This is a genomic window from Streptomyces sp. NPDC059534 (assembly GCF_042743475.1).
In the GTDB taxonomy this organism is placed as follows: Bacteria; Actinomycetota; Actinomycetes; order Streptomycetales; family Streptomycetaceae; genus Streptomyces.
Map to the genome: position 1 here is coordinate 42,218 of NZ_JBHWAQ010000038.1, position 24,914 is coordinate 67,131.

Genomic DNA, 24,914 nt, shown 5'->3' on the forward strand with positions numbered 1-24,914 from the left:
GCTGTCAGACGGTTGTACGACGTTCACCGTACATCGTGCGGAGCGCTCCCGCCGTCAGCAGGTACTGCGCCGCGATGTACGTCAGCATGACCCAGAAGTCGGGCGCCGGCAGCCGGGGCCAGCCGGCGACGCCGGTGGCGATGAGGGTGTCGGACAGCAGGAACAGGGATCCGCCGAGGCCGGCCAGGAGTCCGAGGGAGCTCGCGCGGTAGGCCATCGCGGTGAGCAGCAGCGAGTACCCGGCGACGGGGATGCGCAGTCCGGCGGGGAGGTCGGGCCAGAGGAGCACGACGGTGGTGGCGAGCGTGGCCGCGTACAGGGCGCCGAGCGCCGGGGACGTACGCCTGCGCCCGAAGAGGACCAGGTAGCAGACGTGTCCGGCGGCGAAGGAGCCCATGCCGGCGAGGAAGGCCCAGTCGGCGTCGGAGAGCAGGAGGACGTCGCCGCCCCAGCCGAGGAGGAGCGCGGCGGTGAGCGGCTTCGGGGCGCCGAGGGTGACGGCGTACGCGGCGAGCAGCGGCAGCAGGAGCGGTTTGGCGATCTGGTGGCCGAGCTCGGCGCCGGCGAGCAGGGAGCCCAGGTCGAGGGCGGCCGCGAGCCCGAAGGCGGCGAGCAGGGCGCGGGAGGCGGTGGTCGGGACGGCGCGGGCGGCCGTGGTGGCGGTGCTCACGCGGCGGCCTCCGGTGTGGGGGCCGCCGTGGCGACGGGGCCCGTCGTGGGGGCGGGGTTCGTCCCGGCGGTCGGCGCCGGCTGCCAGCCCGGGCCGCGGAAGACGCGTCCGGCGCGCTCGCGCCAGCCGCTCGCGGTGCGGACGTCGCGGGCGATGGCGGCGTACTCGTGGGTGGCGACCCGCAGCGGGTTGTACGTCTCGATGTTCTTGGTGAGCCCGTAGACGGGGCGGACGGTCTCGCCGGCCCAGGAGCCGAACACCCGGTCCCAGAGGATGAGGATGCCGCCGAAGTTCCGGTCCAGGTAGCCGCCCTGGGAGGCGTGGTGGACGCGGTGGTGCGAGGGGGTGTTGAGGACGTACTCGAAGGGCCGGGGCAGCCGGTCGATGCGCTCGGTGTGGATCCAGAACTGGTAGACGAGGTTCACCGAGGAGCAGAAGGCGAGGGCGGCCGGGTGGACGCCGAGCGCGATCAGCGGCAGGTAGAACGGCCAGGACGTCAGGCCGGTCCAGGGCTGGCGCAGGGCGGTGGAGAGGTTGAACCTGCGGCTGCTGTGGTGCACGACGTGGCAGGCCCACAGGATCCGGATGACGTGGTGTCCGCGGTGCGACCAGTAGTAGAAGAAGTCCTGGGCGAGCAGCGTCAGCGGGATCGTCCACCACAGGACGGGGACGCGGAGCGGGGTCAGCTCGTGGACCGCCGCGTAGACCGCGACGATCGGGATCTTCCACAGGAAGTCGAAGAAGAGGCTTCCCAGGCCCATGCCGACGCTGGTGGCGGTGTCCTTCGCCTCGTATCCGGCGGCGTCCTCGTCGGGGTGGAGGCGCTGGCCGGCCATCTCCACGGCGGTGAGCAGGACGAACGCCGGTATGGACCAGAGCACGACATCGGGCAGGTTGGGCATGCCGTCGACGGTAGGGGCGGCGGGCGGGCGCGGCTAGACGTGATTACCGACAAGTATGCGAGACGACTTGTCAGCAGGCTTTGGCACCTTTCGACAAGCGGCCGCCGTCGGCCGGTCCGCGCGCCTCTCAGACCCCGGTCGCGCCGAGCAGCGAGCCCGCCCCGTAGGTCACCGCCATCGCCAGGGCGCCGCCCGCCACGTTGCGGAGGATGGCGGGTCCCGCGGGCGCGCTGCCCAGGCGCGCGCTCCACCAGCCGGTGAAGGTGAGGGCGGCGAGGACCGAGAGGACCGTGACCCAGAGGCGGGCGGAGGCCGGCGGGAGGACGATCGCGAGGAGCGGGAGCAGGGCGCCCACGGTGAAGGCGAGGAAGCTGGCGCCGGCCGCGTGCCAGGGGATGGTGAGGGCGTCGGGGTCGATGCCCAGCTCCACGCGCGCGTGGGCGCGCAGGGCGTCGCGCTCGGTGAGCTGCGCGGCGGCCTCGCGGGCCACCTCCGGCGAGAGGCCGCGGGCGGCCAGCAGCCCGGTCAGTTCGGCCAGCTCCGCCTCCGGGTCCTCGCGCAGTTCGCGCCTCTCCTGGGCGAGCGCCGCCTTCTCCGAGTCGCGCTGGGTGGAGACGGAGACGTACTCCCCCGCCGCCATCGACATCGACCCGGCGAGCAGCCCCGAGAGCCCGGCGGTGAGCAGGGCGGCCTGCGACTCGGTGGCGCCCGCGACACCGACGACGAGGCCCGCGGTGGAGACGACTCCGTCGTTGGCTCCGAGCACGGCGGCCCGGAGCCAGTTGAGACGGGAGCCGAGACCTCCGCCGTGGGCCTCGCCGTGTGCCGTTTCCGGTGCTTGGGGTGCTGTCACGTCAGGAGGGTCGCACCCGGCGGCTCACCAGACGCGGACCGACCCGCCCGGGGCGAACGCCGGGCTGGTGGCCCCCGCGGGGATCTCCTTCAGCGGTTCGGCGATCTCCTCGACGGTCGGGCCGTGGACGGCGGCGATCGGGTCGAGGAAGGCGAGGTCGAAGCCGTAGACGCGGGCCGCGTTGCCGCCGACCATGGCGGCGACCTCGTCCCTCGGCACGCCCGCGTAGGCGATGCGCAGGCCCTCGCGGGAGTAGGGCGTGGTGCCCTCGTCGTGCGGGTAGTCGCTGCCCCACATGATCTTGTCGAGGCCGATCCGGTCGCGCAGTGGCACCTCGTGCGGGCGCATGAAGCTCGCGCCGACGTAGCAGTTGTCGCGCCAGACCTCGCTGGGACCCTTGCCCATGGACGCGGCGAGCCCGGCGCCGAACCGGGACTCGGCCGTCGTCGCGCGGGTCGCCGCCGCGACGAGCCGGGCGTGGTAGTAGTCCAGCATGTCCATGACCCCGGGGATCCAGCCGGAGCCCTGTTCCGTCAGAACGAGCATGAGGTCGGGGTGGCGGCGGAAGGCGCCGCCGAAGACCAGGTGCCACAGGGCCCGGTGGGAGAACCAGGTCGTCTCCACCATGAAGACGGCGCGGGCCGCGGGTTCGTCGCCGAGCGGCGGCGAGGCCGAGCCGCCGTGGTGGTTGACCGGCACGCCGAGCTCGGCGCAGACCGCCCAGATCGGGTCGTACGCCTCCGAGTACAGCTCGGGGACGCCGGATCCCGGCGGGGCGCCCGGCAGCAGGATCCCGCCGGTCAGGCCCGCCTCCTTGCTGCGGCGGATCTCCCGGACCGCCTCGTCGACGTCGTTGAGGAGGATCTGCGCCACGCCCGCCCGGCGGCCGGGCGCGTCCGCGCAGAAGTCGGCCAGCCAGCGGTTGTGGGCGCGCAGGCCCGCCCAGCGGAGCTCGTACTCCTCCCGGGTCGGCGGCGGGGCCATCAGGGAGGCGGAGGGGAAGAACGGCGGGATGGTGTTCGGGAAGACGACCTCGGCGACGATGCCGTCCGCCGCCAGCTCGCTCAGCCGGCGCCGCGAGTTCCAGTTCCGGTCGGCGGTGTCGGCGAGCAGGTCCTCGTAGGGGTTGACGTAGCCGGCCGCCCACGCGTCGAACGCCTCGTGGTGCCGGCGCTCCAGGTACGGCCGGTAGTCGAGGAGGTCGGCGCCCGCGTGGCAGTCCGCGGAGATGACGGTGTACCTGTCCATCAGCTCGCCCCCAGGACCGGGAAGTCGTGGTCGGTCAGCCAGTGGCGGCCGACCTCGCGCGAGCGGGCCCAGGACGCCTCGACCGCGGTCTGGTCGGCGGGCTGGCCGAGGTCGGCGGGGGTGGGGCCGATCCGGCGGGCGATCGGCGCCAGGGCGCCGAGGTCGAAGCCGAAGACCTCCGCCGCCGCGAGGCCGAGCATCCGCCGGGTCTCCTCGACCGGGATGTCGTGGAAGGTGTTCCGCAGCCACGCGCGCGTGTCGGGCCAGGTGCCCTCCGGGTGCGGGAAGTCCGAGCCCCACAGGATGTTGTCGACGCCGATCTCGTACCGCTGGGCCAGCTCGCGCCGCTTGGTGTTGGTGGCGCAGACGAAGACCTGCCGGTCGAGGTACTCGCTCGGCGGCCGCTTCAGCTCCGCGAACGGCGAGAGCTTCTTGCCGCCGTGCGCGCCGAGGTAGAGCCGGTCCATGAACCAGAGCAGGTTCGGCAGCCACCAGCAGCCGGACTCGGCGACGCCGAACCGGAGGCCGGGGTGGCGCTCGAAGGCCCCGGACCAGAGCAGGAACCACAGCGGCCTGGCCGGCCACCAGGTGACCTCGGAGACGTAGATCCCGAGGTGGTCGCCGTACTCCTCGCGCGGTGCGGCCCCGGAGTGGGTGACCACCGGCATCCCGGTCTCGGCGGCGGCCGCCCACACCGGGTCGTAGCACCGGTCGTGGTACGGGGCCCTGTCCACCCACATGGAGGGGATCATGAGGGCGCCGAGCCCGGACTCCTTGGCCCGGTGGATCTCGGCGACGACCTCGCGGGGGTCGGCGGTGACGGGGAGCAGGGCGACCCCGCAGTGCCGCTCGGGGTTGCGTCCGACGAACTCGGCGAGCCAGCGGTTGTGCGCCTTGGCGCCCGCCATGCCGAGTTCGGGGTCCTGGTCGCCGGAGAGGCCGAGGCCGACGCCGAAGGGCGCGGCGGTCCGGCTGTCGACGGCGTCCGCGTCGGGGAAGACCACCTCCCCCGCCACTCCGTCGCCGTCGAGTTCCTTGAGCCGCTGGGCGGCGTCCCAGCCGCCCCGCAGGCCCTCCTCGTTGTCGTGGAACCACTTGTCGGCGAATGCCTCGTTGCGGACCCCGAGCCGGGTCATGGCCTCCCGGCGGGCCTCGCGCCCGGCGAGGAACTCGTCGAAGGCGCGGTGGTGGCGGGATTCCAGGTAGGGCCGGTACTCCTCGGTGGGAAGCCCGGCATGGCAGTCGGACGAGATGATCAGGTACGGGTCTTCGAAGCTCACGTCGGGCTCCTTGGCCGGTCAGTCGAGGATGAAGCTCTCCAGGTACGACGGGTTGGCGCGGTCGAGCATCGACTGCGAACGCGCCCTGATCTGCCGGTCGCTGTGCTCACTCCTGGGCAGCATCCAGAAGCGGTCGGCGCGGATGCCGTCGACGACGTGCTCGGCGACCTCCTCCACCGGCGTGAAGGCCACCTCGTGCCCGGCCTCCTTCATGGCGGCCTCCCACTGGTCGAGGCTGCGGTACGGGGTCCGGCGCGGCCGCTGCTTGGCGTACCGCTCGGGCCGGTTGCGGTGCGACTCCCACAGACCGGTGCGGAGCATGTGCGGTCCGGGGAAGAGCACGGACGCGCCCACGCGCGCGTGCTCGGCCCTGAGGTGGGCGTAGAGCGACTCGGTCATGGTGACGACGGCCGCCTTGGTGACCGCGTACACGGAGGCGGTGGGCAGCGGGGCGATGCCGCCGTCGCCCGAGGAGGTGTTGACGACGTGGCCCGGCTCGCCGCTCGCGATCATGCGGGGGACGAATGCCTGGACGCCGTGGAAGACGCCCCAGACGTTGACCGAGAAGGCCCACTTCCAGTCGTTGGGCTCGTGCTCCCACATGCGGCCCTCGGCGCCGGAGCCGACGCCCGCGTTGTTGCAGAGGACGTGGACGGCGCCGAAGGTCTCGAAGGCGGCGTCCGCGAACGCCCGGACCTGGTCCGGGTCGGAGACGTCGACCGTCCGGGCGAGGACCTGCGCCCCGTCCGCCATCAGCTCGTCGGCGGCCTCCTCCAGCGCGCCCCGCTCGACGTCCCCGAGGACGACGGCGAGCCCTTCGGCGGCGAAGCGGCGGGCCATGGCGAGCCCGATGCCGCTCGCCGCGCCCGTGACGACGGCGACCTGTCCCTCACGCAGCTCCATCGGACGCCTCCTTCCGCGGGCTCGTCTCGGGGGGCCCGTCGAGGATCTGGAGCGGGTCGTCGTACCGCTGGTGGACGTACGGCAGCAGGTCCCGCGCCGAGACGCGTTCGGCGACCGTGCCCCTCTGGTCGGTGGTCTTCTCGCCGATCGTGATCTCGACGAGCCGGCGTACGGGGAGGTCGGCGACCGGGTCGTACATGGACTCGCGCAGCACCACGTCACCCGTGACCCGCTCCAGCCTGCGCACCTTCTCGTTGCGGACGCAGTGCACCAGGACCGGGTCGGCGTCGAACCCCGAACCCTCCACGCCCGGCAGGAACTTGAAGTAGAAGTCGGTCTTCTCGACGGGCTCGGGCAGCGGCAGCGGGCCGGAGACCGCGCCGCGCACCTCCACGAAGGCGATGCCGTGCCGGGCGAGCGCCGCGCGGACGACGAGCCCCTCGCGCTCGACCGTCACCTCGCCCAGCTTCTTCGGCTCGCCGAAGACCTCGCGCCCGCCGATCAGGGCCCGCTCGTGGGTCATCGGCATGACCAGCGGGTACCAGCCCTCCCGGTCGCCGTGGGCGGCGGCCACGGCCACCGACCCGGCGCCGAGGGGGTAGCCCGGCAGGTCGACCTTGCTGATGTTGGCGCGTACGAGGGGACGCGCGGTGGGTTTCAGCGGGGGCGGCAGGACCGCCGCGACGACGTCCGGATCGGTCTCCCAGACGGCTACCACGCCGGTGGACCAGATGTCGGGGAGCTTGGCGGACCGCTCGCGGGCCGCCGCCGCCTCCGCGTCGCTGCGTGCCCCGTACCGTACTCGTGCCATGACGTACCACCCTTCGGGATCGTCGGCCTGTAACACAGTTACACCGATGGCGATGAACGGTAAAGACCCGTGCACGCAGAGGAGTTGGGGGATGCGATGGCACGCTCCGCGCTGAGCCGCGAGGAAGTCCTGGACACCGCGGCCGCTCTGGTGAGGGAGCACGGCCCGGACGCCCTGACCATGCGCCGGCTCGCCGCCGAACTCGGCACGGCCGTCACCTCGATCTACTGGCACGTCGGCAACCGCGAGTCGCTCCTCGACGCGCTCGTCGCACGGACGGTCGCCGACCTCGGCACCCTCCGCCCGCACGGCACGTCCCCCGCCGAGCGGATGGTCTCCGTCGCCCGCGGCCTGCGCCGGGCCCTGCGCGAGCGCCCGCACCTCGTCGCCATGGTCCACGAACGGGGCCTCACCGAGCGCATGTTCCTGCCGGCCCAGCGCGCCCTGGCCCACGAGGCCCACGCCGCGGGCCTGCGCGGCACGGCCGCCGCCCGCGCCGTCCGCGCCGTCCAGTTCCAGGTCGTCGGCTACGTCCTGGTCGAGCGCAACCGCGAACGCGCACCGGCCCAGTCCCCCGCCGAGGAGGAGCTGTGGCGCGCGGAGGAGGCCGAGTCCGACGGGCCCCTGGCGCGCGCCCTGGCCGCCCCGATCGACACCGAGCGGCTCTTCACGGACTCCGTGCGGGCCCTGGTGGACGGGCTGCTCGCCGGCGCCTCCGGGGACACCGGGGACGAAGTTGTCGGTCGCGGGCCGTATTCTCTGTGACCGTGCTTGACGACCGTACGACAGCAGCGACGTGGCCGGCCGCCTACCCGCAGGGGTACGCGGTCGTCGACGTGGAGACCACCGGACTCGCCCGCGACGACCGGATAGTTTCGGCTGCCGTCTACCGGCTCGACGCCCAGGGGAACGTCGAGGACCACTGGTACACGCTGGTCAATCCCGAGCGGGACCCGGGGCCGGTGTGGATCCACGGGCTGACCAGCGACGTCCTGGAGGGCGCGCCGCTGTTCCCGGAGATCGCGGCGGAGTTCGCGGCGCGGCTGGACGGGCGGGTGCTGGTCGCGCACAACGCGATGTTCGACTGGCAGATGATCGCCAGGGAGTACGCGCGCGCCGAGTCGGCGGCGCCGGTGCGCCAGCGGCTGTGCACGATCGCGCTCGCCAAGGAGCTGTCGCTGCCGCTGCCCAACCACAAGCTGGAGTCGCTCGCCGCGCACTTCGGCGTCGTGCAGCAGCGCGCGCACAACGCGCTGGACGACGCGCGGGTCCTCGCGGAGGCGTTCCGGCCGAGCCTGCACGCGGCGGCCGAGCGGAACGTGCGGCTGCCGCTCCTGGAGTGCCGGCCGCTGACGGAGTGGGCCACGACGCCCGCGCAGCCCCGGATCGGCCACCAGTCCTCCTACCGGGCGAACAGCTGGCGCCCCTCGCGGAAGCGTCCGGCGTGCCCGTACCCCAACCCCGGCCGCTACGAGACGGACAAACCGCTCAAGCAGGGCATGCGGATCGCCTTCTCCGGGGACACCTCGGTCGACCGGGAGCTCCTGGAGGACCGCACGGTCGAGGCCGGGCTCCATGTCGCGTCCAGCGTCTCCCGGCTGACGAGCCTGCTCGTCACCAACGATCCGGACTCGGCCACGTCCAAGACGCTGAAGGCGAAGTCCTTCGGCACGCCGGTCGTCGACGAGGCCGCCTACGCGCAGCTGCTGCGGGACGTGAGCCCGGCAGACGGGTGACACCCCCGCCCCTGCGGGCGTGCCGTGCTGCGCGCGCCCGCCGGGGAGCCCCACCCTGTGGCGCATGGCACGTTGTGAGGTCTGCGGAAACGATTACGGCATGTCCTTCGAGGTGCACGCGCAGGGCGCGGTGCACGTCTTCGACTGCTTCGCCTGCGCCATCCACCGCATGGCGCCCATCTGCGAGCACTGCCGGGTCCAGATCATCGGACAGGGCGTCGAGGTCGACGGCAGCTGGTACTGCGGCGGCCACTGCGCCCGCGCCGAGGGGAAGGTGGGCATCGTCGACAGGGTGTGACGAGGACAGGACGTGAGGAAACGATCCTGGGCGCGCCTCCGGGCGAGCCGAACCCCCCTGCGTACACCCCGTCGGCCCAGAGGTACGGTCATGGGGTGTACCGCTTCCTGTTGTCCCGGCAGTGGGTGATCCTCACCCTCGTCGCCCTCGTGCTCGTCCCGACCATGATCGAGCTGGGCTTCTGGCAGTTCCACCGGCACGAGCACCGGGTCGCCCAGAACGCGCTGATCGAGGACAGCATCGCGGCGAAGCCGGTACCGGTGGAAGAGCTCACCTCGCCCGGTCACACCGTCCCGCGCACCGACTACTGGCGCCGGGTCACCGCCACCGGCACCTTCGACACCGCGCACGAGGTGGTCGTCCGCCGGCGCACCTCCGCCGACGACCGGGTGGGCGTGCACGTCCTGACCCCGCTGGTCCTCCGGGACGGCCGGGTCGTCCTGGTCAACCGGGGCTGGGTACCGGCCGCCGCCGACCAGCACGCCTACCCCGCGGTGCCGCCCGCCCCCCGGGGCGAGATCACCGTCACCGGCCGGCTCAAGGCGGACGAGACGACCGGCGCCAGCGGCATCAAGGACCTGAAGGGCCTGCCGGACCGCCAGGTGATGCTGATCAGCAGCCGGCAGCAGGCCGAGCTGATCGGCCGCGAGGTGCTCGGCGGCTACCTGGAGCAGATCGCTCCCGCCCCCGCGAACGACACCCCCGAACCGATCGCCGAGCCCGACCACGACTCGATCGGCTCCCACATGGCGTACGCCGTCCAGTGGTGGCTGTTCGCGGCCGGGGTGCCCGTCGGCTGGGTGATCCTCGTCCGGCGGGAGAAGCACGACCGGCAGGCCGCACGGGCCTCCGACGTCCCCGGATCCCCACAGGACGACACAGAGCCGGTCGAGGCGGCCCCGTCCCGCTGATTGACCGGCGCCGCTTCCGGGAACAGCCCAAAGCGTGACGCAACGTATCGACGACTACGCCCTCATCGGCGATCTCCAGACCGCCGCGCTCGTCGGCCGCGACGGATCGGTCGACTGGCTGTGTCTGCCCCGCTTCGACTCGGCCGCCTGCTTCGCCGCCATCCTCGGCGACGAGAACAACGGCCACTGGCGGATCGCCCCCAAGGGCGCCACGACCTGCGCGAGCCGCCGCTACGCCGAGGACTCCCTCGTCCTGGAGACGTACTGGGAGACCCGTACCGGCACCGTCAGGGTCGTCGACTTCATGCCGCAGCGGGACAGGTCGCCGGACCTCATGCGGATCGTGGAGGGCGTCAGCGGCACCGTCGAGATGAACGCCGTCCTGCGGCTGCGCTTCGACTACGGATCGATCGTGCCCTGGGTGCGCCGCTCCGACGACCACCGGGTCGCCATCGCCGGGCCGGACTCCGTCTGGCTGCGCAGCGAACCGCACGTGAAGACCTGGGGGCAGCAGTTCGCCACCTGCTCCTCGTTCACCGTCACCGCCGGGGAGAAGGTCGCCTTCGTCCTGACCTGGCACCCCTCGCACGAGCCGCGCCCCGCCCTCGTCGACCCCCACGAGGCCCTGGAGCAGACCCTCGCGGACTGGCGGGAGTGGACCGCCCGCTGCACCTACGAAGGCCCCCACCGCGAGGCGGTGGTGCGCTCCCTGATCACCCTGAAGGCACTCACGTACGCGCCGACCGGCGGAATCGTGGCGGCACCCACCACCTCGCTGCCGGAGGAGCTCGGCGGCGTGCGGAACTGGGACTACCGCGCCTGCTGGCTGCGCGACTCCTCCCTCACGCTCGGCGCGCTGCTCGCCGCCGGATACGTCGAGGAGGCCGCCGCCTGGCGGGACTGGCTGCTGCGCTCGGTCGCCGGCGACCCGGCCGACCTCCAGATCATGTACGGCCCCGCCGGGGAGCGCCGGCTCCCCGAGACGACCCTGCCGTGGCTGCGCGGGTACGCCGACTCGGCGCCGGTACGGACCGGGAACGCGGCCGTGGACCAGTTCCAGCTCGACGTGTACGGCGAGGTCATGGACTCGCTCCACCGCGCGCGCGAGGCCGGCATCCCGGCCGAGCGGCACGCCTGGAACCTCCAGCTGAGCCTGCTCGGCTTCCTGGAGTCGACCTGGCGGGAGCCCGACGAGGGACTGTGGGAGGTGCGCGGGCCGCGCCGCCACTTCACCCACTCGAAGGTGATGGCCTGGGTGGCCGCCGACCGCGCGGTCCGCACCCTGGAGGCCGACCGCTCGCTGCCGGGGGACGCGGCGCGGTGGCGGGCGATGCGGGACGAGATCCACGCGCAGGTGTGCGCCCGGGCGTACGACCCGGTGCGGAACACCTTCACCCAGTCGTACGGCTCGCGGGAGCTGGACGCCGCCACCCTGCTCATCCCGCAGGTCGGCTTCCTGCCGCCGGACGACCCCCGGGTCGTGGGAACCGTGGACGCCGTGCGGGCGGAGCTGATGCACGGCGGCTTCGTCCGCCGGTACAGCGTCGACTCGGGAACGGTGGACGGGCTCCCGGGCCAGGAGGGGACGTTCCTCGTCTGCTCGTTCTGGCTGGCGGACGCGCTGCGGCTGACCGGACGGACCGCGGAGGCCCGCGCCCTCTTCGAGCGGCTCGTCGCGCTCCGCAGCGACGTGGGTCTCCTCGCCGAGGAGTACGACCCGGTGGCCGGCCGTCAGCTGGGCAACTTCCCGCAGGCGTTCAGCCACATCGGCCTGGTCGGGACCGCCTTCGCGCTCGCCGCCGAGGAGGCGGCAGGATAGGGCCATGGATCTGGGACTGAAGGACCGTGTGTACGTGGTGACCGGCGCGACCCGAGGGCTCGGCCGCGCCTCGGCCGAGGCGCTGCTCGCCGAGGGGGCCCGCGTGCTGATCACCGGGCGCGAGGAGAAGACGGTCGCCGACGCGGTGGCCGAACTGGGCGAGGGCGCGGCCGGTATCGCCGCCGACAACGACGACCCGGGGACCCCGGCCCGGCTGATCGCCGAGGCGCGGTCCCGGTTCGGCGGCTTCGACGGCATCCTGATCAGCGTCGGCGGCCCGGCGCCCGGCTTCGCGGCCGACAACACCGACGAGCAGTGGTCGGCCGCCTTCGACACGGTCTTCCTCGGTGCGGTGCGGCTGGCCCGCGCGGCGGCCGAGACCCTCACCGAGGGCGGGGTGATCGGCTTCGTCCTGTCCGGTTCGGTCCACGAGCCCATCTCCGGCCTGACCATCTCCAACGGGCTGCGCCCCGGCCTCGCCGGCTTCGCCAAGTCCCTCTCCAACGACCTGGGACCGCGCGGGATCCGGGTGATCGGCCTCCTGCCGAGCCGGATCGACACGGACCGGGTGCGCTCGCTCGACGCGCTGTCCGGCGACGCGGAGGCGTCCCGCGCGGCGAACGAGGCCGCCATCCCGCTGCGCCGCTACGGCACCCCGGAGGAGTTCGGCCGGACGGCGGCCTTCCTGCTGTCGCCGGCCGCCTCGTACCTGACGGGGCTGATGCTCCCGGTGGACGGCGGGGCGCGCGGCGGCTTCTGAGCCGCCGTCGCGTACGGCCCGCCGTCAGGTCACCCGGCGGGCCCGGTGCTTCACCGCCCGCAGCCGCGCCTCGGTGGGCAGCGCGGGCAGGCCCGCCGACGTGCGGGCGTGCGCGAGGGCCTGGGTGCTGAGGGTGTTCAGGGCGGCCCCCGGGGAGGCGTACGGCTCCAGGAGCAGGGCGACCCGGGTACGGGGGGCGGCGCGGCGGCCCGTGAGGGAGACCTTGGCCTTGGCCACGCCCTCCTGGGCGGCGGCGTCCGCCTCCAGGACGCCTTCCAGGGCCCGGCCGCGCACGACCGCCTCGTCGCCGTCGCCGGTGTCGACGAGGACCTCGGCGAGCCGGGCCCGCCGGAACTGGACGAGCAGCCACCACAGGGCGAGCAGGACCACGACGCCGAGGACGGCGATGACCACCGGCCACCACCAGCTGTGGTCCTGCCCCCGCTGCCGGTCGGCGGTGGAGAGCAGGACGTCGGAGGGGCCCGACCAGGGCCACCAGGTCGGTACGGGCAGGTCGAGGGCGGCGGCCAGGACCGCCCCGCCGCCGACGGCGAGGAGCAGCCCGGCGAGCCCGAGCAGGACGCGGTTGACGCGCCGCAGGACGACGGTCACCGGCCCCTCCCCCGCTGGTCCCGTTGGCTCATCGGCTCATCCCTTCCTGCGTGGGCGGGACACCCGCACCGTCAGCTGGGGCGGGTGGGCGAGGCCGAGTTCCTCGACGCCGGCGGCGAGGACCGTCTCGACGTCGGCGCGGACCTCGTCGAGCGCCCGGAAGTGCGAGACCGCCCGGACGGCGGCCTTGGCGCGGCCGACGCGCACCTCGACGGACTGCACCCCGGACACCTCCATGACGCGGTCGCGCAGGGTGAGGGCGGCGGCCTCGCGGTCGAGTCCGGCCCGGACGTCGGCGTGCGCGCGGCGCATCGGGAGCACCGCGCGCAGCCCCGGCGTGGCGGCCAGGACGAGGAGCCAGATCCCGAGGGCCGCGGCCACGGCGGCGCCGGCGACGACCGCGGTGCTGTCGAGCGGCTTGGTCGCGAGGGCGTCGGCGAGCTCGCGCCGCCAGGCCATCGCGGAGTGGTCCGCCCGCACGGCGGCCACGTCGTACAGGAGCAGCCCGGTGCCCCCCAGGACGACCGCCGCGAGCAGGGCGGCGGGGATGCGGCGTACCGCCCAGAAGCGGCGGACGGGGACTGCGGGGGTGTCCGCGAGGACGGGTACGGGGCCGGGGGCGCCGGTCTCCGTCTCGTCGGAGGGCGGCGGTTCGGGGGTGGCGGTCACGACAGGCGCTCCCGGTGTGCGGCCTGCCGGGTGAGCGGGGAGTGGAGGCGTTCGACGTGGACGGAGACCTCGTGGACCTCCAGGCCGGCGAGCTCCTCCATGCGGGTGCGGACCCGGCCCCGGACGGCCCCGCACTGGCGGCCGATGTCGGAGGGGTAGTCGAGGTCGAGGCTGACCGAGACCCGGGCGACGTCCCGGTGGACGACGACCGAGGCGTGCGGCCGTGATCCGCCCTCGGGGACGGCGTCCAGGGCCTCTCTGGCAGCCTGGGCGGCGATCTTCGCGAAGACCCGGTCGGCGATCCTCGTCGCCCCCCGGTCCCGCGCCAGGTCCGTCACCACTCCGCGTCACCGCCTCCGGTCGCCGCGGTCGCGGCCGCGCAGCAGGTCGCCGGGTTCGAGGTCGCCGTCGAGGAAACGGCCCGCCACGAAGCCGACCGCGCCCAAGGCCGCGACCAGGAGAAACGCCCCGAAGCCGCCGAAGTATCCGGCGAAGCCGAGGGCCATGCCGGCCACCAGGCCGACCACCGCCATGCTCATCCTGAGCCCCTTTCCATGCCCGTACCGCCGGGGTGCCGACGGCTACTGGAGCCGGGACTCCGGCTCCTCGTCCTCTTCGTCGGGCAGCTTCACGTCGCTGACCGCGATGTTGACCTCGACGACCTCCAGGCCGGTCATCCGCTCCACGGCGGCGATGACGTTCTCCCGGACCTCGCCGGCGACGTCGGCGATGGACACGCCGTAGTCGACGACGATCTCCAGGTCGAGTGCGGTCTGTACCTCGCCGACCTCGGCCTTCACGCCCCGGGTGACGCTCGCCTTGCCGCCGCCCCCGCCGGGGACCCGGTCGCGTACGGCGCCGAAGGTGCGGGAGAGTCCGCTGCCCATGGCGTGGACGCCGACGACGTCCCGCGCGGCGAGGCCGGCGATCTTCTCGACGACGCCGTCGGCGATGGTGGTCCGGCCCCGGGAGGCCGGGGCGCCGCCGCCGCGCTTGGTCACGGAGGTGCGGCGCGATTCCTCCGGCGCGGGATTTCCGGTGGGATTGGTGTCAGTCATCCTGCATCGCCCCTTCTCTGATGGTTCGGGGTTCCTCGCCCAGATTAAGGGCGCTTGCCCTGATTCGCCCCGGGGATACGGCAGGCTGGGGGAATGACGACGGCTGAGGGTTGGACGGCGGCGGTACGGGACCGCCTCGCGCCGGGCAGGCTGCTGCCGCTGGGGACGGCGGAGGACGGCGCGTGGATCACGGAGCGGGCGGCGCGGGAGGTCCTGGACCGGGCCGCCGCGACGGTACCGGGGGTGGTGCCGGGCGGCCTGCGGATCGGACCGGGCCAGCAGGCCGGGCCGGAGGCGACCGAGGCGCCGGGGCCGGAGCCAGTGCCGGTGCCGGTGCCGGTGCCGGTGCCGCCGGGCGGGCTGCCGCATGGGCCGCTGCTGATCACGGCGGAGTTCGGGGCGGTGCTGGGCCGTTCGCTGCCGGAGCTGGCGGACGAGGTACGGGCCGCCCTGCTCGGCGCGGCCGACAGCGGGCTCGGGCTCCCGGTGACGGGCGTGGACCTGCGGGTGACGGAGCTGTTCGACGCGGCGCCGCCGACCGGACCGGCCGCTCCCCCGCCGGGTCGGCCCTCACCGGCGACCGACGACCCGGTGGCCCTGGCGGTCCTGCGGGTCGAGGGCGTGGCGGGCGTGACGGACGTCCTGGGGCCGCCGGTGGTGCGCCGGAGTCCCGGCGACCTCGTCCGCGTGGAGCTGGCCGTCACCGCCGGCCGGCGCCCCCTGGACGTCGCCCGCGCCGCCCGGAACGCCGTGACCGCGACCGCCCCTGGGGCGACCGCGGTCACGGTTCTGGTCACGGAACTGCGGTAGGGCAGTGCCGTCCGGCCGGGGCGCGCCCGGGCATTGCGGGGTGTCGTCAGTCGCCGAGTCCGGCGAGGTCGCGCAGGCGACGGGCCTGGGCGGCGCGCTCGGCGGTGCGCTGTTCCTCGTAGGAACGGCCGCCGACGCCCTGGAGGAGCGCCTTGGTCTCGGTGACGGCGTCCCGGGGCGCGGCGAGGAGCGCGGCGGCGAGGTCCCGTACGGCCGCGTCGAGCTCGTCCGCGGGCACGGAGAGGTTGGCGAGGCCGATGCGCTCGGCCTCCTCGGCGTGGACGAAGCGGCCGGTGGCGCAGATCTCGAGCGCGCGGGCGTAGCCGACGAGCGAGACGAGCGGGTGCGTGCCGGTGAGGTCCGGGACGAGGCCCAGGCTGGTCTCGCGCATGGCGAACTGCACGTCCTCGGCGACGACCCGCAGGTCGCAGGCGAGGGCGAGCTGGAAGCCCGCGCCGATGGCGTGGCCCTGGACGGCCGCGATCGACACGAGGTCGCTGCGGCGCCACCAGGTGAACGCCTCCTGGTACTCGGCGATGACCGCGTCGAGGTTCTCGTCGGAACCGCGCGCGAGATCGAGGAAGGACGGCTCTCCGTCGAAGCCCTCGGGGCTGAACGCCTGCCGGTCGAGCCCGGCGGAGAAGGACTTGCCCTCACCGCGCAGGACGACGACCCGCACGCTGCCCGGCAGTGACCGGCCGGCTTCCGTCAACGCCCGCCACAGAGCGGGAGACTGAGCGTTGCGCTTCGCCGGGTTGGTCAGGGTCACCGTGGCAACGGCGTCTTCGACGGTGAGCCGTACACCGTCCTTGTCGAATACGGGCTCAGAGTCTTCGAGCGTAGTCATGGGGGCGCCTCCGGTTCCGGTGCAGCACTGCATGCGAAATGCTAAGTGACTGCACAGTAACCACCTGGCCGGCCGCAGGACCGACCGGGTGGCCACCGAGAGACCCGGTGGCCCGGTCGAGCCGCCCCGATGTCAGACCGAGGCGGCTTTCTTGCCCCGTGTCGCTCCGCCGCGTCCACGCAGCGTGACTCCGGACTCGCTGAGCATCCGGTGGACGAACCCGTAGGAGCGGCCGGTTTCCTCGGCCAACGCCCGGATGCTCGCACCGGAGTCGTACTTCTTCTTCAGGTCTGCCGCGAGCTTGTCGCGCGCGGCGCCGGTCACCCGGCTGCCCTTCTTCAGAGTCTCGGCCACCCGTGCCTCCTCATGGGAAGTGCGCTCTGGACTTCTCATGATCACCCCTCCCCGGCGTCCTGGCCACCCATTCGACAAGGTCCGTGCCGCCGGGTTTGCGGAGGAGTACGGCGTCATCACAGACGGAATCTGCTATTCCGCACCGATGGAACGGCACATCCGTACCGGTCGGCACGGGAAGTACCAGGTCAGCGACGACAGGGGAACACACGTACGGCGCGGGTCTGCCGGAAGGATTCGGCAGAGCACCGCGCCGGGATGTACCAGACACCCTCACTCAGATGAAGGATCACCGATGAGCCGAATGATCCAGCCCCGCATGATCACTCCGGGCTCCGGACGGTCCCCTTCGGGCGCATCCGGGGCCGAGCGCCGGGTCAGGCCAGGGACACCAGGTCCGCGTAGTCCGCGCCCCACAGGTCCTCGACGCCGTCCGGGAGCAGGATGATCCGCTCCGGGTCGAGCGCCTCCACGGCACCCTCGTCGTGGGTGACGAGGACGACGGCACCCTTGTACGTCCGCAGGGCGCCGAGGATCTCCTCGCGGCTGGCCGGGTCCAGGTTGTTGGTCGGCTCGTCGAGGAGCAGCACGTTCGCCGAGGAGACGACCAGGGTCGCGAGCGCGAGCCGGGTCTTCTCGCCGCCGGAGAGCACGCCGGCCGGCTTGTCGACGTCGTCGCCGGAGAAGAGGAAGGAGCCGAGCGTCTTGCGCACGTCGACGAGGTCGAGGTCGGGCGCGGCCGAGCGCATGTTCTCCAGGACGGTCCGCTCGGGGTCGAGCGTCTCGTGCTCCTGGGCGTAGTAGCCGAGCTTCAGGCCGTGGCCGGGGGTGACCTCGCCCGTGTCGGGCCGCTCCACGCCGCCGAGGAGGCGCAGCAGGGTCGTCTTGCCCGCGCCGTTGAGGCCGAGGATGACGACGCGCGAGCCCTTGTCGATGGCGAGGTCCACGTCGGTGAAGATCTCCAGCGAGCCGTACGACTTGGAGAGCCCCTCGGCGGTCAGCGGGGTCTTGCCGCAGGGCGCCGGGTCCGGGAAGCGGAGCTTGGCGACCTTGTCGGAGGCACGGACGGCCTCCAGGCCGGAGAGCAGCCGCTCGGCGCGCTTGGCCATGTTCTGCGCGGCGACGGTCTTGGTGGCCTTGGCGCGCATCTTGTCGGCCTGCGAGTTGAGGGCGGCGGCCTTCTTCTCGGCGTTCTGCCGCTCGCGCTTGCGGCGCTTCTCGTCGGCCTCGCGCTGCTGCTGGTAGAGCTTCCAGCCCATGTTGTAGACGTCGATGGTGGAGCGGTTGGCGTCCAGGTAGAAGACCTTGTTCACCACGGTCTCGACGAGGTCGACGTCGTGGGAGATGACGATGAACCCGCCGCGATAGGTCTTCAGGTAGTCGCGGAGCCAGATGATGGAGTCGGCGTCGAGGTGGTTGGTCGGCTCGTCGAGGAGCAGGGTGTCGGCGTCCGAGAAGAGGATCCGGGCGAGCTCGACGCGGCGGCGCTGACCACCGGAGAGGGTGTGCAGTGGCTGGCCCATGACCCGGTCGGGCAGACCGAGGGCGGCGGCGATGGTGGACGCCTCGGCCTCGGCCCCGTATCCGCCCTTGGTGAGGAACTCGGTCTCCTGGCGCTCGTACTGCCGCATCGCCTTGTCGCGGGTGCCCCCGCTGCCGGTCGCGATGCGCTCCTCGTTCGCCCGCATCTTCTTGAGGAGGGTGTCGAGGCCGCGGGCCGAGAGGATGCGGTCGCGGGCCAGGACGTCGAGGTCGCCGGTGCGCGGGTCCTGCGGGAGGTAGCCGACCTCGCCGGAGCGGGCGATGGCGCCGGCGGCCGGCTGGCCCTCGCCCGCGAGGCACTTGGTGAGGGTGGTCTTGCCCGCTCCGTTGCGGCCGACGAGGCCGATGCGGTCGCCCTTGGCGATGCGGAAGGAAGCGGATTCGATGAGGACGCGGGCGCCGGCGCGCAGCTCGATGCCGGTAGCGGTGATCACGGACAGACTCCAGGGCGATGGGAAACGGCGGAAGGACGGCTGGTGGCGGGCTTCGACGCCGCTAATGCACCCAAGGGAGAATGGCCATGCGGCCAGTCTAACGGGCTCCTGCAACTGGTTTTCGGCCATGCGGGGCACGGGGGCCCGATCGGAGCTTTCTCACATTTCTGCCGATGATTCACAAAAGGGGCGGAAGGTCACAGATCGCCCGATACTCGGCGAAGGGCGGCGGCCACTGCCGCGGCAGTGACGCGGAGGGTGGTGGACCGTGCAGTTCGACGACGACGCCGACCTGGACACCTCGGAGGTACGGGACGTCCGGAACAGCCGCATCCCCGGCGGCAGGGCGACCGTCGGCGGCGGCATCATCGGCCTCATCGCCCTGGTCCTCGGGGTGCTCTTCGGCGTCGGGCCCGACCAGCTCGGACTCTCCGGCGGCGGTGACGAGCCGGTCGCGACCTCCTCGTCGGCGGCCCAGGTGGACCAGAGCTGCCGGAAGGGCTCGGACGCCAACACCCGCGAGGACTGCCGGATCGTCGCCGTCGTCAACAGCGTCCAGGACTACTGGCGGACCGAGTACGCGCGCCGCGGCGGCACCTACGGGAACGCCGCCACCGTCGTGTTCAGCCGGCGGGTCCCGACCGCCTGCGGCTCCGCGACCTCGGCGGTCGGCCCCTTCTACTGCCCCGGCGACCGGCAGGTCTACCTGGACCTCGACTTCTTCGACGAGCTGCGCACGAAGTTCGGGGCGAGCGGCGGACCCTTCGCCCAGGCGTACGTGGTGGCGCACGAGTACGGCCACCACGTCCAGAACCTGATGGGGACCCTGAGCCGCGCCCAGGACGGACGGACCGGCGCGAACTCGAACGCCGTCCGGGTCGAGCTCCAGGCGGACTGCTACGCCGGGGTGTGGGCGCACCACGCGACGACCACCCCCGACGACAGGACGGGCCGGCCGCTGCTGACCCGGCTCACCGACGACGACATCCGGGACGGGCTGGACGCGGCGGCCGCGGTGGGCGACGACCGGATCCAGGAGAGGTTCCAGGGCCGGGTGACGCCGGAGAACTGGACGCACGGTTCGGCGGCGCAGCGGCAGCAGTGGTTCTACCAGGGCTACAGGACGGGCGACATGGCCCGGTGCAACACCTTCCGCTGAGTTGTCAGTGGGGGCTGCCAGACTGAGACCCAGGTCACATTCGGCTGCACGGAAGGGAAGTGACGGGATGACCGAGGCACCGCACGTCTGCCCGACGCTGACGTACCAGGACGCGAAGGCGGCGATCAGACAGCTCACGGAGGGATTCGGCTTCACGGCGACGGCCGTGTACGAGGCCGAGGACGGCCGGATCGCGCACGCCGAGCTGTCGTTCGGCAACGGCATGGTGATGCTGGGCAGCAAGGGCACCGGCAGCGAGTTCGACAAGCTGATGGCCGGCGCGGGCCCGGTGGGGGTCTTCGTGCACGTGGACGACGTGGACGAGCACCACGCGCGCGCGGTCGCCCACGGCGTCGAGATCGTGCTGCCGCCCACGGACCAGGAGTACGGCTCCCGGGACTACACGGCCCGGGACGCCGAGGGAAACATCTGGAGCTTCGGGACGTACACCCCCGGCGCCGCGGACTGAGCTCCCGCCGTCACGCTCCCCCGGTGTGGACCTGGAAGGCGGCCCGGCGGACCGCCTTGGCCAGCGCCGGGTCCGGGTGGGCGGCGGCGAGCGCGACGAGCACCTGGACGGTACGCGGGTGGCCGACGGCCCGGACCTCGTCGAGCAGCGCGGGGACCGTGCCCTGCACCGCGGAGTCGAGGTGGCGGACGAGCAGCGCGCTCTCGCCGTGGTCGGCGACGGCGGCCGCGGTGTCCACCCAGAGCCAGGTCGCCTCCTCGCGGGTGAGGACCTCCTGGGCGTCGTCCGGGTCGGCACCGTCGTACTCGGCGAGCCAGAGCAGCGCGTAGGGGCGCAGCGAGGGCTCGGCGACGGTGGCCCTGACCTCGGCCTCGGCGGGGGCTCCGACGACGCGGAGCGCCTCGAAGGCGAGGCCGCGCAGCAGGGCGTCCTCGCCGCGGGCGACCGCGAGGAGCTCGGTCACCGCGCTGGAGAGGGTGCGGGCCGCGAGCCAGGCGCGGTACTCGTCGCGGGCCGGGCCGGGGGTGAGCCGGGCGCAGCCGCGGAGCATGTCCTCCGCGGACTGCTCGATGTTGCCGGCCGGGCTCTGCGCGGCGACGCAGATCTGCTCCAGCTTGACCCAGACCGCCCAGTTGCCCAGCGGGGTCAGGGTGGCGTGGCGCTCCGGGGCGCCGGGGTCCAGGGTGAGCGCGCCGACGGCGGCCAGTCCTTCGAGCGCCCAGTCCAGGAGGGCGGGGAGCCCGTCGGTGCCGGGGTCGTCCGCCGGCTCCGGCGCGTGTTCGGCCACGGGCACCTCGCAGCGCTCCTCGCGGAGCTCCTCGACACGCTGGACGAGGAGGTCGAGGAGGGCCGGGACGGGGACGGGGCCCTGGGAGAGCTGGAGCAGCGAGAGGACCTGCGGGACGGCCTCGACGACCTCGGCGACGGCGCCCGGCGCGACGCCCTCGGGGGCCGGGTGCACCAGGGACCAGGCGTCGAAGAGGGCGACCCAGCCCCGTAGCACGGCGGAGTCGTCGCGGTCCCAGGCGTGCAGCCGCCAGCCGGGGCGGGCGGTGTCGCCGTGCAGTTCGACGAGGCCGGCGAGCCGGGCGCGGTCCCAGCCGGCGCCGACCTGGCCGGGGGTCAGGTCCAGTGCGGCGGCGGCCCGTTCCGTGGCCGCGCCGGTGCGGGGGGCGGTCTCGGCGCCGTGCTCGGCGGCGGCCCAGCGGGCGATCCGTACGGCGTCGGCGAGGACCTGCCGGGCCTGTCGGGCGAGTTCCGCGCGGGGCGGAGTGCCCTCGGGCGGCCGCGGCGCCGGCCGGGTGCGCCGGGTCGTCACGGCCCGTCGGGCGGTGGCCAGCGCCCGCGGGCGGACGAGTCGGAGTCTGGAGTTGCGCGCCAATGGTTCATCGGGCTTTCGAGACGTCACGGGGGCAGTCTTCCCGCTGACGGCCCGAAAGCCCAATCGGAATCCGCAGCCCCGTCACAACTGCCGCCGGAACGCCTCCTCGGGGCGGTACCGGCACCGGCTCCCGGGGCCCTTGACGGGGCCCTTCCCGGGGGCCTTGACGGGAGCCTTCGCGGGGCCCTCGCAGGGCCCTTCGCGGGGGGGGGCCTTCGCCGGACGGGGTCAGAGCAGCGGGGTGAGGAAGCGGCGCAGGGACTCCTCGTAGCGGACCGGGTCGGCGTTCCACATCGCCGCGTGCGGGGCCTGCCGGACGGTCTGCAGGCTGACCAGGTCGGGTCGGCGGGCGGCGAGTTCGACCGACGGCTCCCAGGGGGCGATGGTGTCGTCGGGGCCGTGCAGGAGCAGGACCGGGACCCGCAGGGCGTCCGGCGCCGAGGCGTCCCTGAGGTGGTCGCCGTGCGGACCGGTCCTGCCCAGGGCGGCGCGGACGGCGAGCGGGAGCAGCGGTCCGGGGACGTGGCGGGCCGCGGCGAGGTTGCGCAGGGTGGCCTCCCAGTCGAGGACCGGGGAGTCGAGGACGAGGCCGCGGATCCGGTCGCGCACCCCGGACTCGGCGGCGGCCCGCAGGGCCATCGAGGCGCCGGTCCCCCAGCCGTGCAGGACGACCTGGGAGGCGCCGCGGCGGACGGCGTAGCGGATGGCGGCGTCGACGTCCCGCCACTCGGAGTCGCCGAGGTGCGCGAGGCCCTCCGGGGAGCGGGGCGCCCCTTCGTCGCCGCGGTAGGCGGGGACGAGGACCGGGATCTTGCGCCGGTTGTAGAAGGGGACGACGTTCAGCGGGTGCTCGCGGGTGGTGCCGAGGCCGTGCAGGGCGATCACCCAGGTGCTGCGCGGGCCGGGCACGAGCCAGGCGGGGAGGGGGCCGAGTTCGCCGGGGATCTCGACGTCCTCGTGGGCGAGGCCGAGAGCGGTGGCCGGGGTGCCGCGGTGCAGCTGGGGGGTGAGGCGGACGCGGAAGCCGGGCCCGAGGGTGCCGAGCTCGACGCGCTCCAGGCGCCGGACGACGGTGTCGGCGGTGTGCGGGACGTGGTCGAGGACGGGGCCGACGACGGCGTGCAGGTTGGGGGCCTCCACGCCGTACGTGCCGGGGCGCAGCGAGGCGAGGCTGCGGGTGAGGGTGATCCGTTCGGGGCCCGTGGCGTGCACGGTCAGCCGGGGATCCCCGGGGAGGGGATGTCCGGACGGCGCCCTGAGGGCGACGTCGCTGGCGTACCGGCCGGCCGCTACCGCGGCCGCGCCGACACCGATCAGAGTGGTGACGGCCACTGCCGTCGCTGTAGCCGGGCGCACGTTCCCAGTGTCGGCAGGGTGCGGAGGGGCTGCCACCGGACGGACCCGGGCGGGGGGCAGCCGACGGGGTTCGTCATACGGGTCCGGCGGAGCGCGTCCGGGTCCGGTGGACCCCCCTGGGGAGTGACATGGGTCTCCTCCGCTGGGTCCCCCGGTCGGATGGTCCGGTCCAGGGAGCGGAACGGGGTGGCGGGGGAGGAACCCGGGCAGGTCGCATGTGCCCGGGGACGCCCCGGATTACCCGGGGTTGCGGGGTGACCGCATCGTGGACAGCCGCCCCGTCCGAGGGCTAAGCGGAATCTCTTGACACCGGATAGGGACACCACGCCGCCCGCCCCAGTTCATCTTCCGTTCACCCAGGTTGCTTACGTTCGACGAGCCACTGACGTCAAACGATTGCCTGGGTAAATGGAACACATCACGCTGCTGCTCGCCATTGTGGTCGTGACAGCTCTCGTGTTCGATTTCACGAACGGTTTCCACGACACCGCCAACGCGATGGCCACGACCATCTCGACCGGTGCACTCAAGCCCAAGACGGCGGTGGCCATGTCCGCCGTGCTGAACCTCGTCGGAGCGTTCCTGTCCGTGGAGGTCGCCAAGACGATCTCCGGCGGGATCATCAACGAAGAGGGCATTCGTACAGAAGTGATCTTCGCGGCGCTCGTGGGCGCCATCCTGTGGAACCTGCTGACCTGGCTCCTGGGCCTGCCGTCCAGCTCCTCCCACGCCCTCTTCGGCGGTCTCATCGGCGCCGCGGTCATGTCGGCCGGCTGGTCGGCCGTGAACGCCCCGACCATCGTCACCAAGGTCCTGATCCCGGCCGTCGCCGCGCCGATCGTCGCCGGCCTCGCCGCGATGCTGGCCACCCGGCTGACGTACAAGATCGGCGCCAAGACCGACGAGAAGCACACCGCCAAGGGCTACCGGGTCGGCCAGATCGCCTCCGCCGGTCTCGTCTCCCTCGCCCACGGCACCAACGACGCCCAGAAGACGATGGGCATCATCACCCTCGCCCTGGTCACGCAGGGCGTCGTCAGCCCCGGCTCGAACCCTCCGCTGTGGGTCATCGTCTCCGCCGGTGTCGCCATCGCGCTCGGCACCTACCTCGGCGGCTGGCGCATCATCCGCACCATGGGCAAGGGCCTCACCGACCTCCGGCCGCAGCAGGGCTTCGCCGCCCAGACCAGCGCCGCGACGGTCATCCTGGCCTCCTCGCACCTCGGCTTCTCCCTCTCCACCACCCAGTCCTGCTCGGGTGCCGTGATGGGCGCAGGTCTCGGCCGCAAGGGCGGTGTCGTCCGCTGGTCGACCGCGACCCGGATGTTCGTCGCCTGGGGCCTGACCCTGCCCGCCGCGGGCCTGGTCGGCGCCGGCGCAGAGTTCCTCACCCAGCAGGGCCCCTGGGGCATCGCCGCCGTCGCGGTCCTGCTGGTCGCCGGCTCGGCCGTCATCTGGACGCTGTCCCGCCGCAAGCCGGTCGACCAGCACAACGTCACCGCCGACGACCTCGACGACGCCGAACCCGCGGGTGTGGTGACCACGGCGATCGCCGCCGTCACCCCGCCGCCGGCCGGCTCCGTCGCCGCCGTCGCGGACGAGGACCTCAAGACCACCATCCCGGCGCCGGCTCCCAGCGACCCGGCCGCTCCCCCGGCCCCCGCCGCAGCGGTGTAAGGAACACAACGACATGAAGATCGACTGGGCAGCTCTCGGCTCCGTCTTCGGAGTCAGCCTCGTGGCGACCGTCGCCCTGGTGGGCCTCTTCACCCTCGGCGTCATCGGCCTCTCCAAGCAGGAGCAGGCCGCCGCCCAGGGCGGCTCCGCCGCTCTGGCCCGCACCGGCGCCTACGCCTGCTTCGGCCTGTGCCTGGCGGCCGTGGCGTACGGCATCTACCTGATCGTCGCCTGACGGTCCCCGGTACCTCGGACGGGGGGGGGGGGGCCGGGGGGGGGGGGCCCCCCGCCCCCGGGGGTGTGGTGGGGGGGCCCGCGGAGCGGCCCCCGGCGACGGGGGGGTGGGGGGGGGGGT

28 protein-coding genes are annotated in these 24,914 nt (G+C 73.5%); 11 read left to right on the forward strand and 17 right to left on the reverse strand.

Translation table 11 applies throughout. From position 1 onward, the window contains the following. Positions 1-4: 4 nt before the first annotated feature. From ACFVZH_RS32720 to ACFVZH_RS32750, 7 genes are all read right to left on the reverse strand, one after another. Positions 5-670: a lysoplasmalogenase family protein gene (locus tag ACFVZH_RS32720; protein WP_384903082.1), complete on the reverse strand. Its 666-nt coding sequence runs from the start codon at positions 668-670 to the stop codon at positions 5-7. Next, positions 667-1,572 (reverse strand): sterol desaturase family protein, encoded by a 906-nt coding sequence (locus ACFVZH_RS32725; RefSeq protein ID WP_384903084.1) that lies wholly within the window; start codon positions 1,570-1,572, stop codon positions 667-669. The genes ACFVZH_RS32720 and ACFVZH_RS32725 overlap by 4 nt, the downstream gene beginning before the upstream one ends. A 127-nt stretch (positions 1,573-1,699) precedes the next feature. Beyond that, on the reverse strand, positions 1,700-2,425 hold the full coding sequence (locus ACFVZH_RS32730; RefSeq protein ID WP_384903086.1) for a VIT family protein: 726 nt from the start codon (positions 2,423-2,425) through the stop codon (positions 1,700-1,702). Between the two features lie 24 nt (positions 2,426-2,449). Beyond that, complete coding sequence (locus ACFVZH_RS32735; protein ID WP_384903087.1) at positions 2,450-3,673, reverse strand: amidohydrolase family protein; 1,224 nt, start codon at positions 3,671-3,673, stop codon at positions 2,450-2,452. Further along, positions 3,673-4,953, reverse strand: coding sequence for an amidohydrolase family protein (locus ACFVZH_RS32740; RefSeq protein WP_384903089.1), 1,281 nt, complete (start codon positions 4,951-4,953; stop codon positions 3,673-3,675). Before ACFVZH_RS32740 ends, ACFVZH_RS32735 begins: the two co-directional genes overlap by 1 nt. Before the next feature lie 18 nt (positions 4,954-4,971). Beyond that, complete coding sequence (locus ACFVZH_RS32745; protein ID WP_384903091.1) at positions 4,972-5,856, reverse strand: SDR family NAD(P)-dependent oxidoreductase; 885 nt, start codon at positions 5,854-5,856, stop codon at positions 4,972-4,974. After that, the gene (locus ACFVZH_RS32750) at positions 5,843-6,667 is read right to left on the reverse strand and encodes an acetoacetate decarboxylase family protein (protein WP_384903092.1); all 825 of its coding nucleotides are present in this window, start codon (positions 6,665-6,667) and stop codon (positions 5,843-5,845) included. Before ACFVZH_RS32750 ends, ACFVZH_RS32745 begins: the two co-directional genes overlap by 14 nt. 96 nt (positions 6,668-6,763) lie before the next feature. Between ACFVZH_RS32750 and ACFVZH_RS32755 the strand changes: the two genes are divergently transcribed. The 6 genes from ACFVZH_RS32755 (at position 6,764) to ACFVZH_RS32780 (ending at position 12,191) form a co-directional block, all read left to right on the forward strand. Further along, the gene (locus ACFVZH_RS32755) at positions 6,764-7,432 is read left to right on the forward strand and encodes a TetR/AcrR family transcriptional regulator (RefSeq protein WP_384903094.1); all 669 of its coding nucleotides are present in this window, start codon (positions 6,764-6,766) and stop codon (positions 7,430-7,432) included. After that, the gene (locus ACFVZH_RS32760; protein WP_384903096.1) at positions 7,429-8,403 is read left to right on the forward strand and encodes a DEDDh family exonuclease; all 975 of its coding nucleotides are present in this window, start codon (positions 7,429-7,431) and stop codon (positions 8,401-8,403) included. The genes ACFVZH_RS32755 and ACFVZH_RS32760 overlap by 4 nt, the downstream gene beginning before the upstream one ends. Positions 8,404-8,467: 64 nt before the next feature. Then, positions 8,468-8,701 carry a hypothetical protein gene (locus ACFVZH_RS32765; RefSeq protein WP_073806545.1) on the forward strand — a complete coding sequence of 78 codons (234 nt, stop codon included), beginning with the start codon at positions 8,468-8,470 and terminating at the stop codon, positions 8,699-8,701. Between the two features lie 95 nt (positions 8,702-8,796). Further along, a complete protein-coding gene (locus ACFVZH_RS32770; protein ID WP_384903097.1) occupies positions 8,797-9,612 on the forward strand; it encodes an SURF1 family protein in 816 nt (271 codons plus the stop codon). A 34-nt stretch (positions 9,613-9,646) separates the two neighbouring features. Continuing rightward, a complete protein-coding gene (locus ACFVZH_RS32775; protein ID WP_384903098.1) occupies positions 9,647-11,431 on the forward strand; it encodes a glycoside hydrolase family 15 protein in 1,785 nt (594 codons plus the stop codon). Between the two features lie 4 nt (positions 11,432-11,435). Then, entirely contained in the window at positions 11,436-12,191 is a 756-nt protein-coding gene (locus ACFVZH_RS32780; RefSeq protein ID WP_384903100.1) for an SDR family oxidoreductase, read from the forward strand. Between the two features lie 24 nt (positions 12,192-12,215). On the opposite strand, the gene amaP is transcribed toward ACFVZH_RS32780, so the two are convergent. Genes amaP through ACFVZH_RS32805 form a run of 5 tightly spaced genes read right to left on the reverse strand, consistent with a single transcriptional unit; the run spans position 12,216 to position 14,530 of the window. After that, positions 12,216-12,803: an alkaline shock response membrane anchor protein AmaP gene (gene amaP / locus ACFVZH_RS32785; protein ID WP_384903102.1), complete on the reverse strand. Its 588-nt coding sequence runs from the start codon at positions 12,801-12,803 to the stop codon at positions 12,216-12,218. Between the two features lie 36 nt (positions 12,804-12,839). Continuing rightward, positions 12,840-13,472, reverse strand: coding sequence for a DUF6286 domain-containing protein (locus ACFVZH_RS32790; RefSeq protein ID WP_384903103.1), 633 nt, complete (start codon positions 13,470-13,472; stop codon positions 12,840-12,842). After that, the gene (locus tag ACFVZH_RS32795) at positions 13,469-13,813 is read right to left on the reverse strand and encodes an Asp23/Gls24 family envelope stress response protein (protein ID WP_384903105.1); all 345 of its coding nucleotides are present in this window, start codon (positions 13,811-13,813) and stop codon (positions 13,469-13,471) included. The genes ACFVZH_RS32790 and ACFVZH_RS32795 overlap by 4 nt, the downstream gene beginning before the upstream one ends. A 6-nt stretch (positions 13,814-13,819) precedes the next feature. Further along, positions 13,820-14,011: a hypothetical protein gene (locus tag ACFVZH_RS32800; protein ID WP_384903107.1), complete on the reverse strand. Its 192-nt coding sequence runs from the start codon at positions 14,009-14,011 to the stop codon at positions 13,820-13,822. Positions 14,012-14,053: 42 nt separating this feature from the next. Further along, positions 14,054-14,530: an Asp23/Gls24 family envelope stress response protein gene (locus tag ACFVZH_RS32805; RefSeq protein WP_384903109.1), complete on the reverse strand. Its 477-nt coding sequence runs from the start codon at positions 14,528-14,530 to the stop codon at positions 14,054-14,056. Positions 14,531-14,623: 93 nt separating this feature from the next. On the opposite strand from ACFVZH_RS32805, the gene ACFVZH_RS32810 reads away from it, so the two are divergent. Beyond that, positions 14,624-15,340, forward strand: a complete 717-nt coding sequence (locus tag ACFVZH_RS32810; protein WP_384903110.1) for a hypothetical protein — start codon at positions 14,624-14,626, stop codon at positions 15,338-15,340. A gap of 46 nt (positions 15,341-15,386) precedes the next feature. Here the strand turns inward: ACFVZH_RS32810 and ACFVZH_RS32815 are convergent, their stop codons facing one another. The 3 genes from ACFVZH_RS32815 to ACFVZH_RS32825 all read right to left on the reverse strand — a co-directional run bounded on the left by ACFVZH_RS32815 (position 15,387) and on the right by ACFVZH_RS32825 (position 18,517). Further along, positions 15,387-16,187 carry an enoyl-CoA hydratase/isomerase family protein gene (locus tag ACFVZH_RS32815; protein ID WP_384903112.1) on the reverse strand — a complete coding sequence of 267 codons (801 nt, stop codon included), beginning with the start codon at positions 16,185-16,187 and terminating at the stop codon, positions 15,387-15,389. Positions 16,188-16,319: 132 nt separating this feature from the next. Further along, entirely contained in the window at positions 16,320-16,541 is a 222-nt protein-coding gene (locus tag ACFVZH_RS32820; RefSeq protein WP_024756249.1) for a helix-turn-helix domain-containing protein, read from the reverse strand. Between the two features lie 377 nt (positions 16,542-16,918). Beyond that, positions 16,919-18,517 carry an ABC-F family ATP-binding cassette domain-containing protein gene (locus ACFVZH_RS32825; protein ID WP_384903114.1) on the reverse strand — a complete coding sequence of 533 codons (1,599 nt, stop codon included), beginning with the start codon at positions 18,515-18,517 and terminating at the stop codon, positions 16,919-16,921. Between the two features lie 268 nt (positions 18,518-18,785). Between ACFVZH_RS32825 and ACFVZH_RS32830 the strand changes: the two genes are divergently transcribed. Beyond that, positions 18,786-19,676: a neutral zinc metallopeptidase gene (locus tag ACFVZH_RS32830; protein WP_384903116.1), complete on the forward strand. Its 891-nt coding sequence runs from the start codon at positions 18,786-18,788 to the stop codon at positions 19,674-19,676. A 67-nt stretch (positions 19,677-19,743) separates the two neighbouring features. Beyond that, positions 19,744-20,145 carry a VOC family protein gene (locus ACFVZH_RS32835; RefSeq protein ID WP_384903118.1) on the forward strand — a complete coding sequence of 134 codons (402 nt, stop codon included), beginning with the start codon at positions 19,744-19,746 and terminating at the stop codon, positions 20,143-20,145. A 10-nt stretch (positions 20,146-20,155) separates the two neighbouring features. On the opposite strand, the gene ACFVZH_RS32840 is transcribed toward ACFVZH_RS32835, so the two are convergent. Further along, complete coding sequence (locus ACFVZH_RS32840) at positions 20,156-21,553, reverse strand: hypothetical protein (protein WP_384903120.1); 1,398 nt, start codon at positions 21,551-21,553, stop codon at positions 20,156-20,158. A 201-nt stretch (positions 21,554-21,754) separates the two neighbouring features. Beyond that, positions 21,755-22,882 carry an alpha/beta hydrolase gene (locus tag ACFVZH_RS32845; protein WP_384903122.1) on the reverse strand — a complete coding sequence of 376 codons (1,128 nt, stop codon included), beginning with the start codon at positions 22,880-22,882 and terminating at the stop codon, positions 21,755-21,757. Between the two features lie 408 nt (positions 22,883-23,290). On the opposite strand from ACFVZH_RS32845, the gene ACFVZH_RS32850 reads away from it, so the two are divergent. Together ACFVZH_RS32850 and ACFVZH_RS32855 are read left to right on the forward strand one after the other, a co-directional pair. After that, positions 23,291-24,559 (forward strand): anion permease, encoded by a 1,269-nt coding sequence (locus tag ACFVZH_RS32850; RefSeq protein WP_384903124.1) that lies wholly within the window; start codon positions 23,291-23,293, stop codon positions 24,557-24,559. Between the two features lie 13 nt (positions 24,560-24,572). Beyond that, the gene (locus ACFVZH_RS32855; protein ID WP_384903125.1) at positions 24,573-24,794 is read left to right on the forward strand and encodes a hypothetical protein; all 222 of its coding nucleotides are present in this window, start codon (positions 24,573-24,575) and stop codon (positions 24,792-24,794) included. Positions 24,795-24,914 lie beyond the last annotated feature (120 nt).

Coding starts and splice junctions, on each gene's coding strand:
- ACFVZH_RS32725 (WP_384903084.1), bottom strand. CDS start 1,572: ATGCCCAACCTGCCCGATGTCGTGCTCTGGTCCATACCGGCGTTCGTC.
- ACFVZH_RS32735 (WP_384903087.1), bottom strand. CDS start 3,673: ATGGACAGGTACACCGTCATCTCCGCGGACTGCCACGCGGGCGCCGAC.
- ACFVZH_RS32745 (WP_384903091.1), bottom strand. CDS start 5,856: ATGGAGCTGCGTGAGGGACAGGTCGCCGTCGTCACGGGCGCGGCGAGC.
- ACFVZH_RS32750 (WP_384903092.1), bottom strand. CDS start 6,667: ATGGCACGAGTACGGTACGGGGCACGCAGCGACGCGGAGGCGGCGGCG.
- ACFVZH_RS32755 (WP_384903094.1), top strand. CDS start 6,764: ATGGCACGCTCCGCGCTGAGCCGCGAGGAAGTCCTGGACACCGCGGCC.
- ACFVZH_RS32765 (WP_073806545.1), top strand. CDS start 8,468: ATGGCACGTTGTGAGGTCTGCGGAAACGATTACGGCATGTCCTTCGAG.
- ACFVZH_RS32780 (WP_384903100.1), top strand. CDS start 11,436: ATGGATCTGGGACTGAAGGACCGTGTGTACGTGGTGACCGGCGCGACC.
- ACFVZH_RS32800 (WP_384903107.1), bottom strand. CDS start 14,011: ATGAGCATGGCGGTGGTCGGCCTGGTGGCCGGCATGGCCCTCGGCTTC.
- ACFVZH_RS32805 (WP_384903109.1), bottom strand. CDS start 14,530: ATGACTGACACCAATCCCACCGGAAATCCCGCGCCGGAGGAATCGCGC.
- ACFVZH_RS32810 (WP_384903110.1), top strand. CDS start 14,624: ATGACGACGGCTGAGGGTTGGACGGCGGCGGTACGGGACCGCCTCGCG.
- ACFVZH_RS32815 (WP_384903112.1), bottom strand. CDS start 16,187: ATGACTACGCTCGAAGACTCTGAGCCCGTATTCGACAAGGACGGTGTA.
- ACFVZH_RS32835 (WP_384903118.1), top strand. CDS start 19,744: ATGACCGAGGCACCGCACGTCTGCCCGACGCTGACGTACCAGGACGCG.
- ACFVZH_RS32850 (WP_384903124.1), top strand. CDS start 23,291: ATGGAACACATCACGCTGCTGCTCGCCATTGTGGTCGTGACAGCTCTC.
- ACFVZH_RS32855 (WP_384903125.1), top strand. CDS start 24,573: ATGAAGATCGACTGGGCAGCTCTCGGCTCCGTCTTCGGAGTCAGCCTC.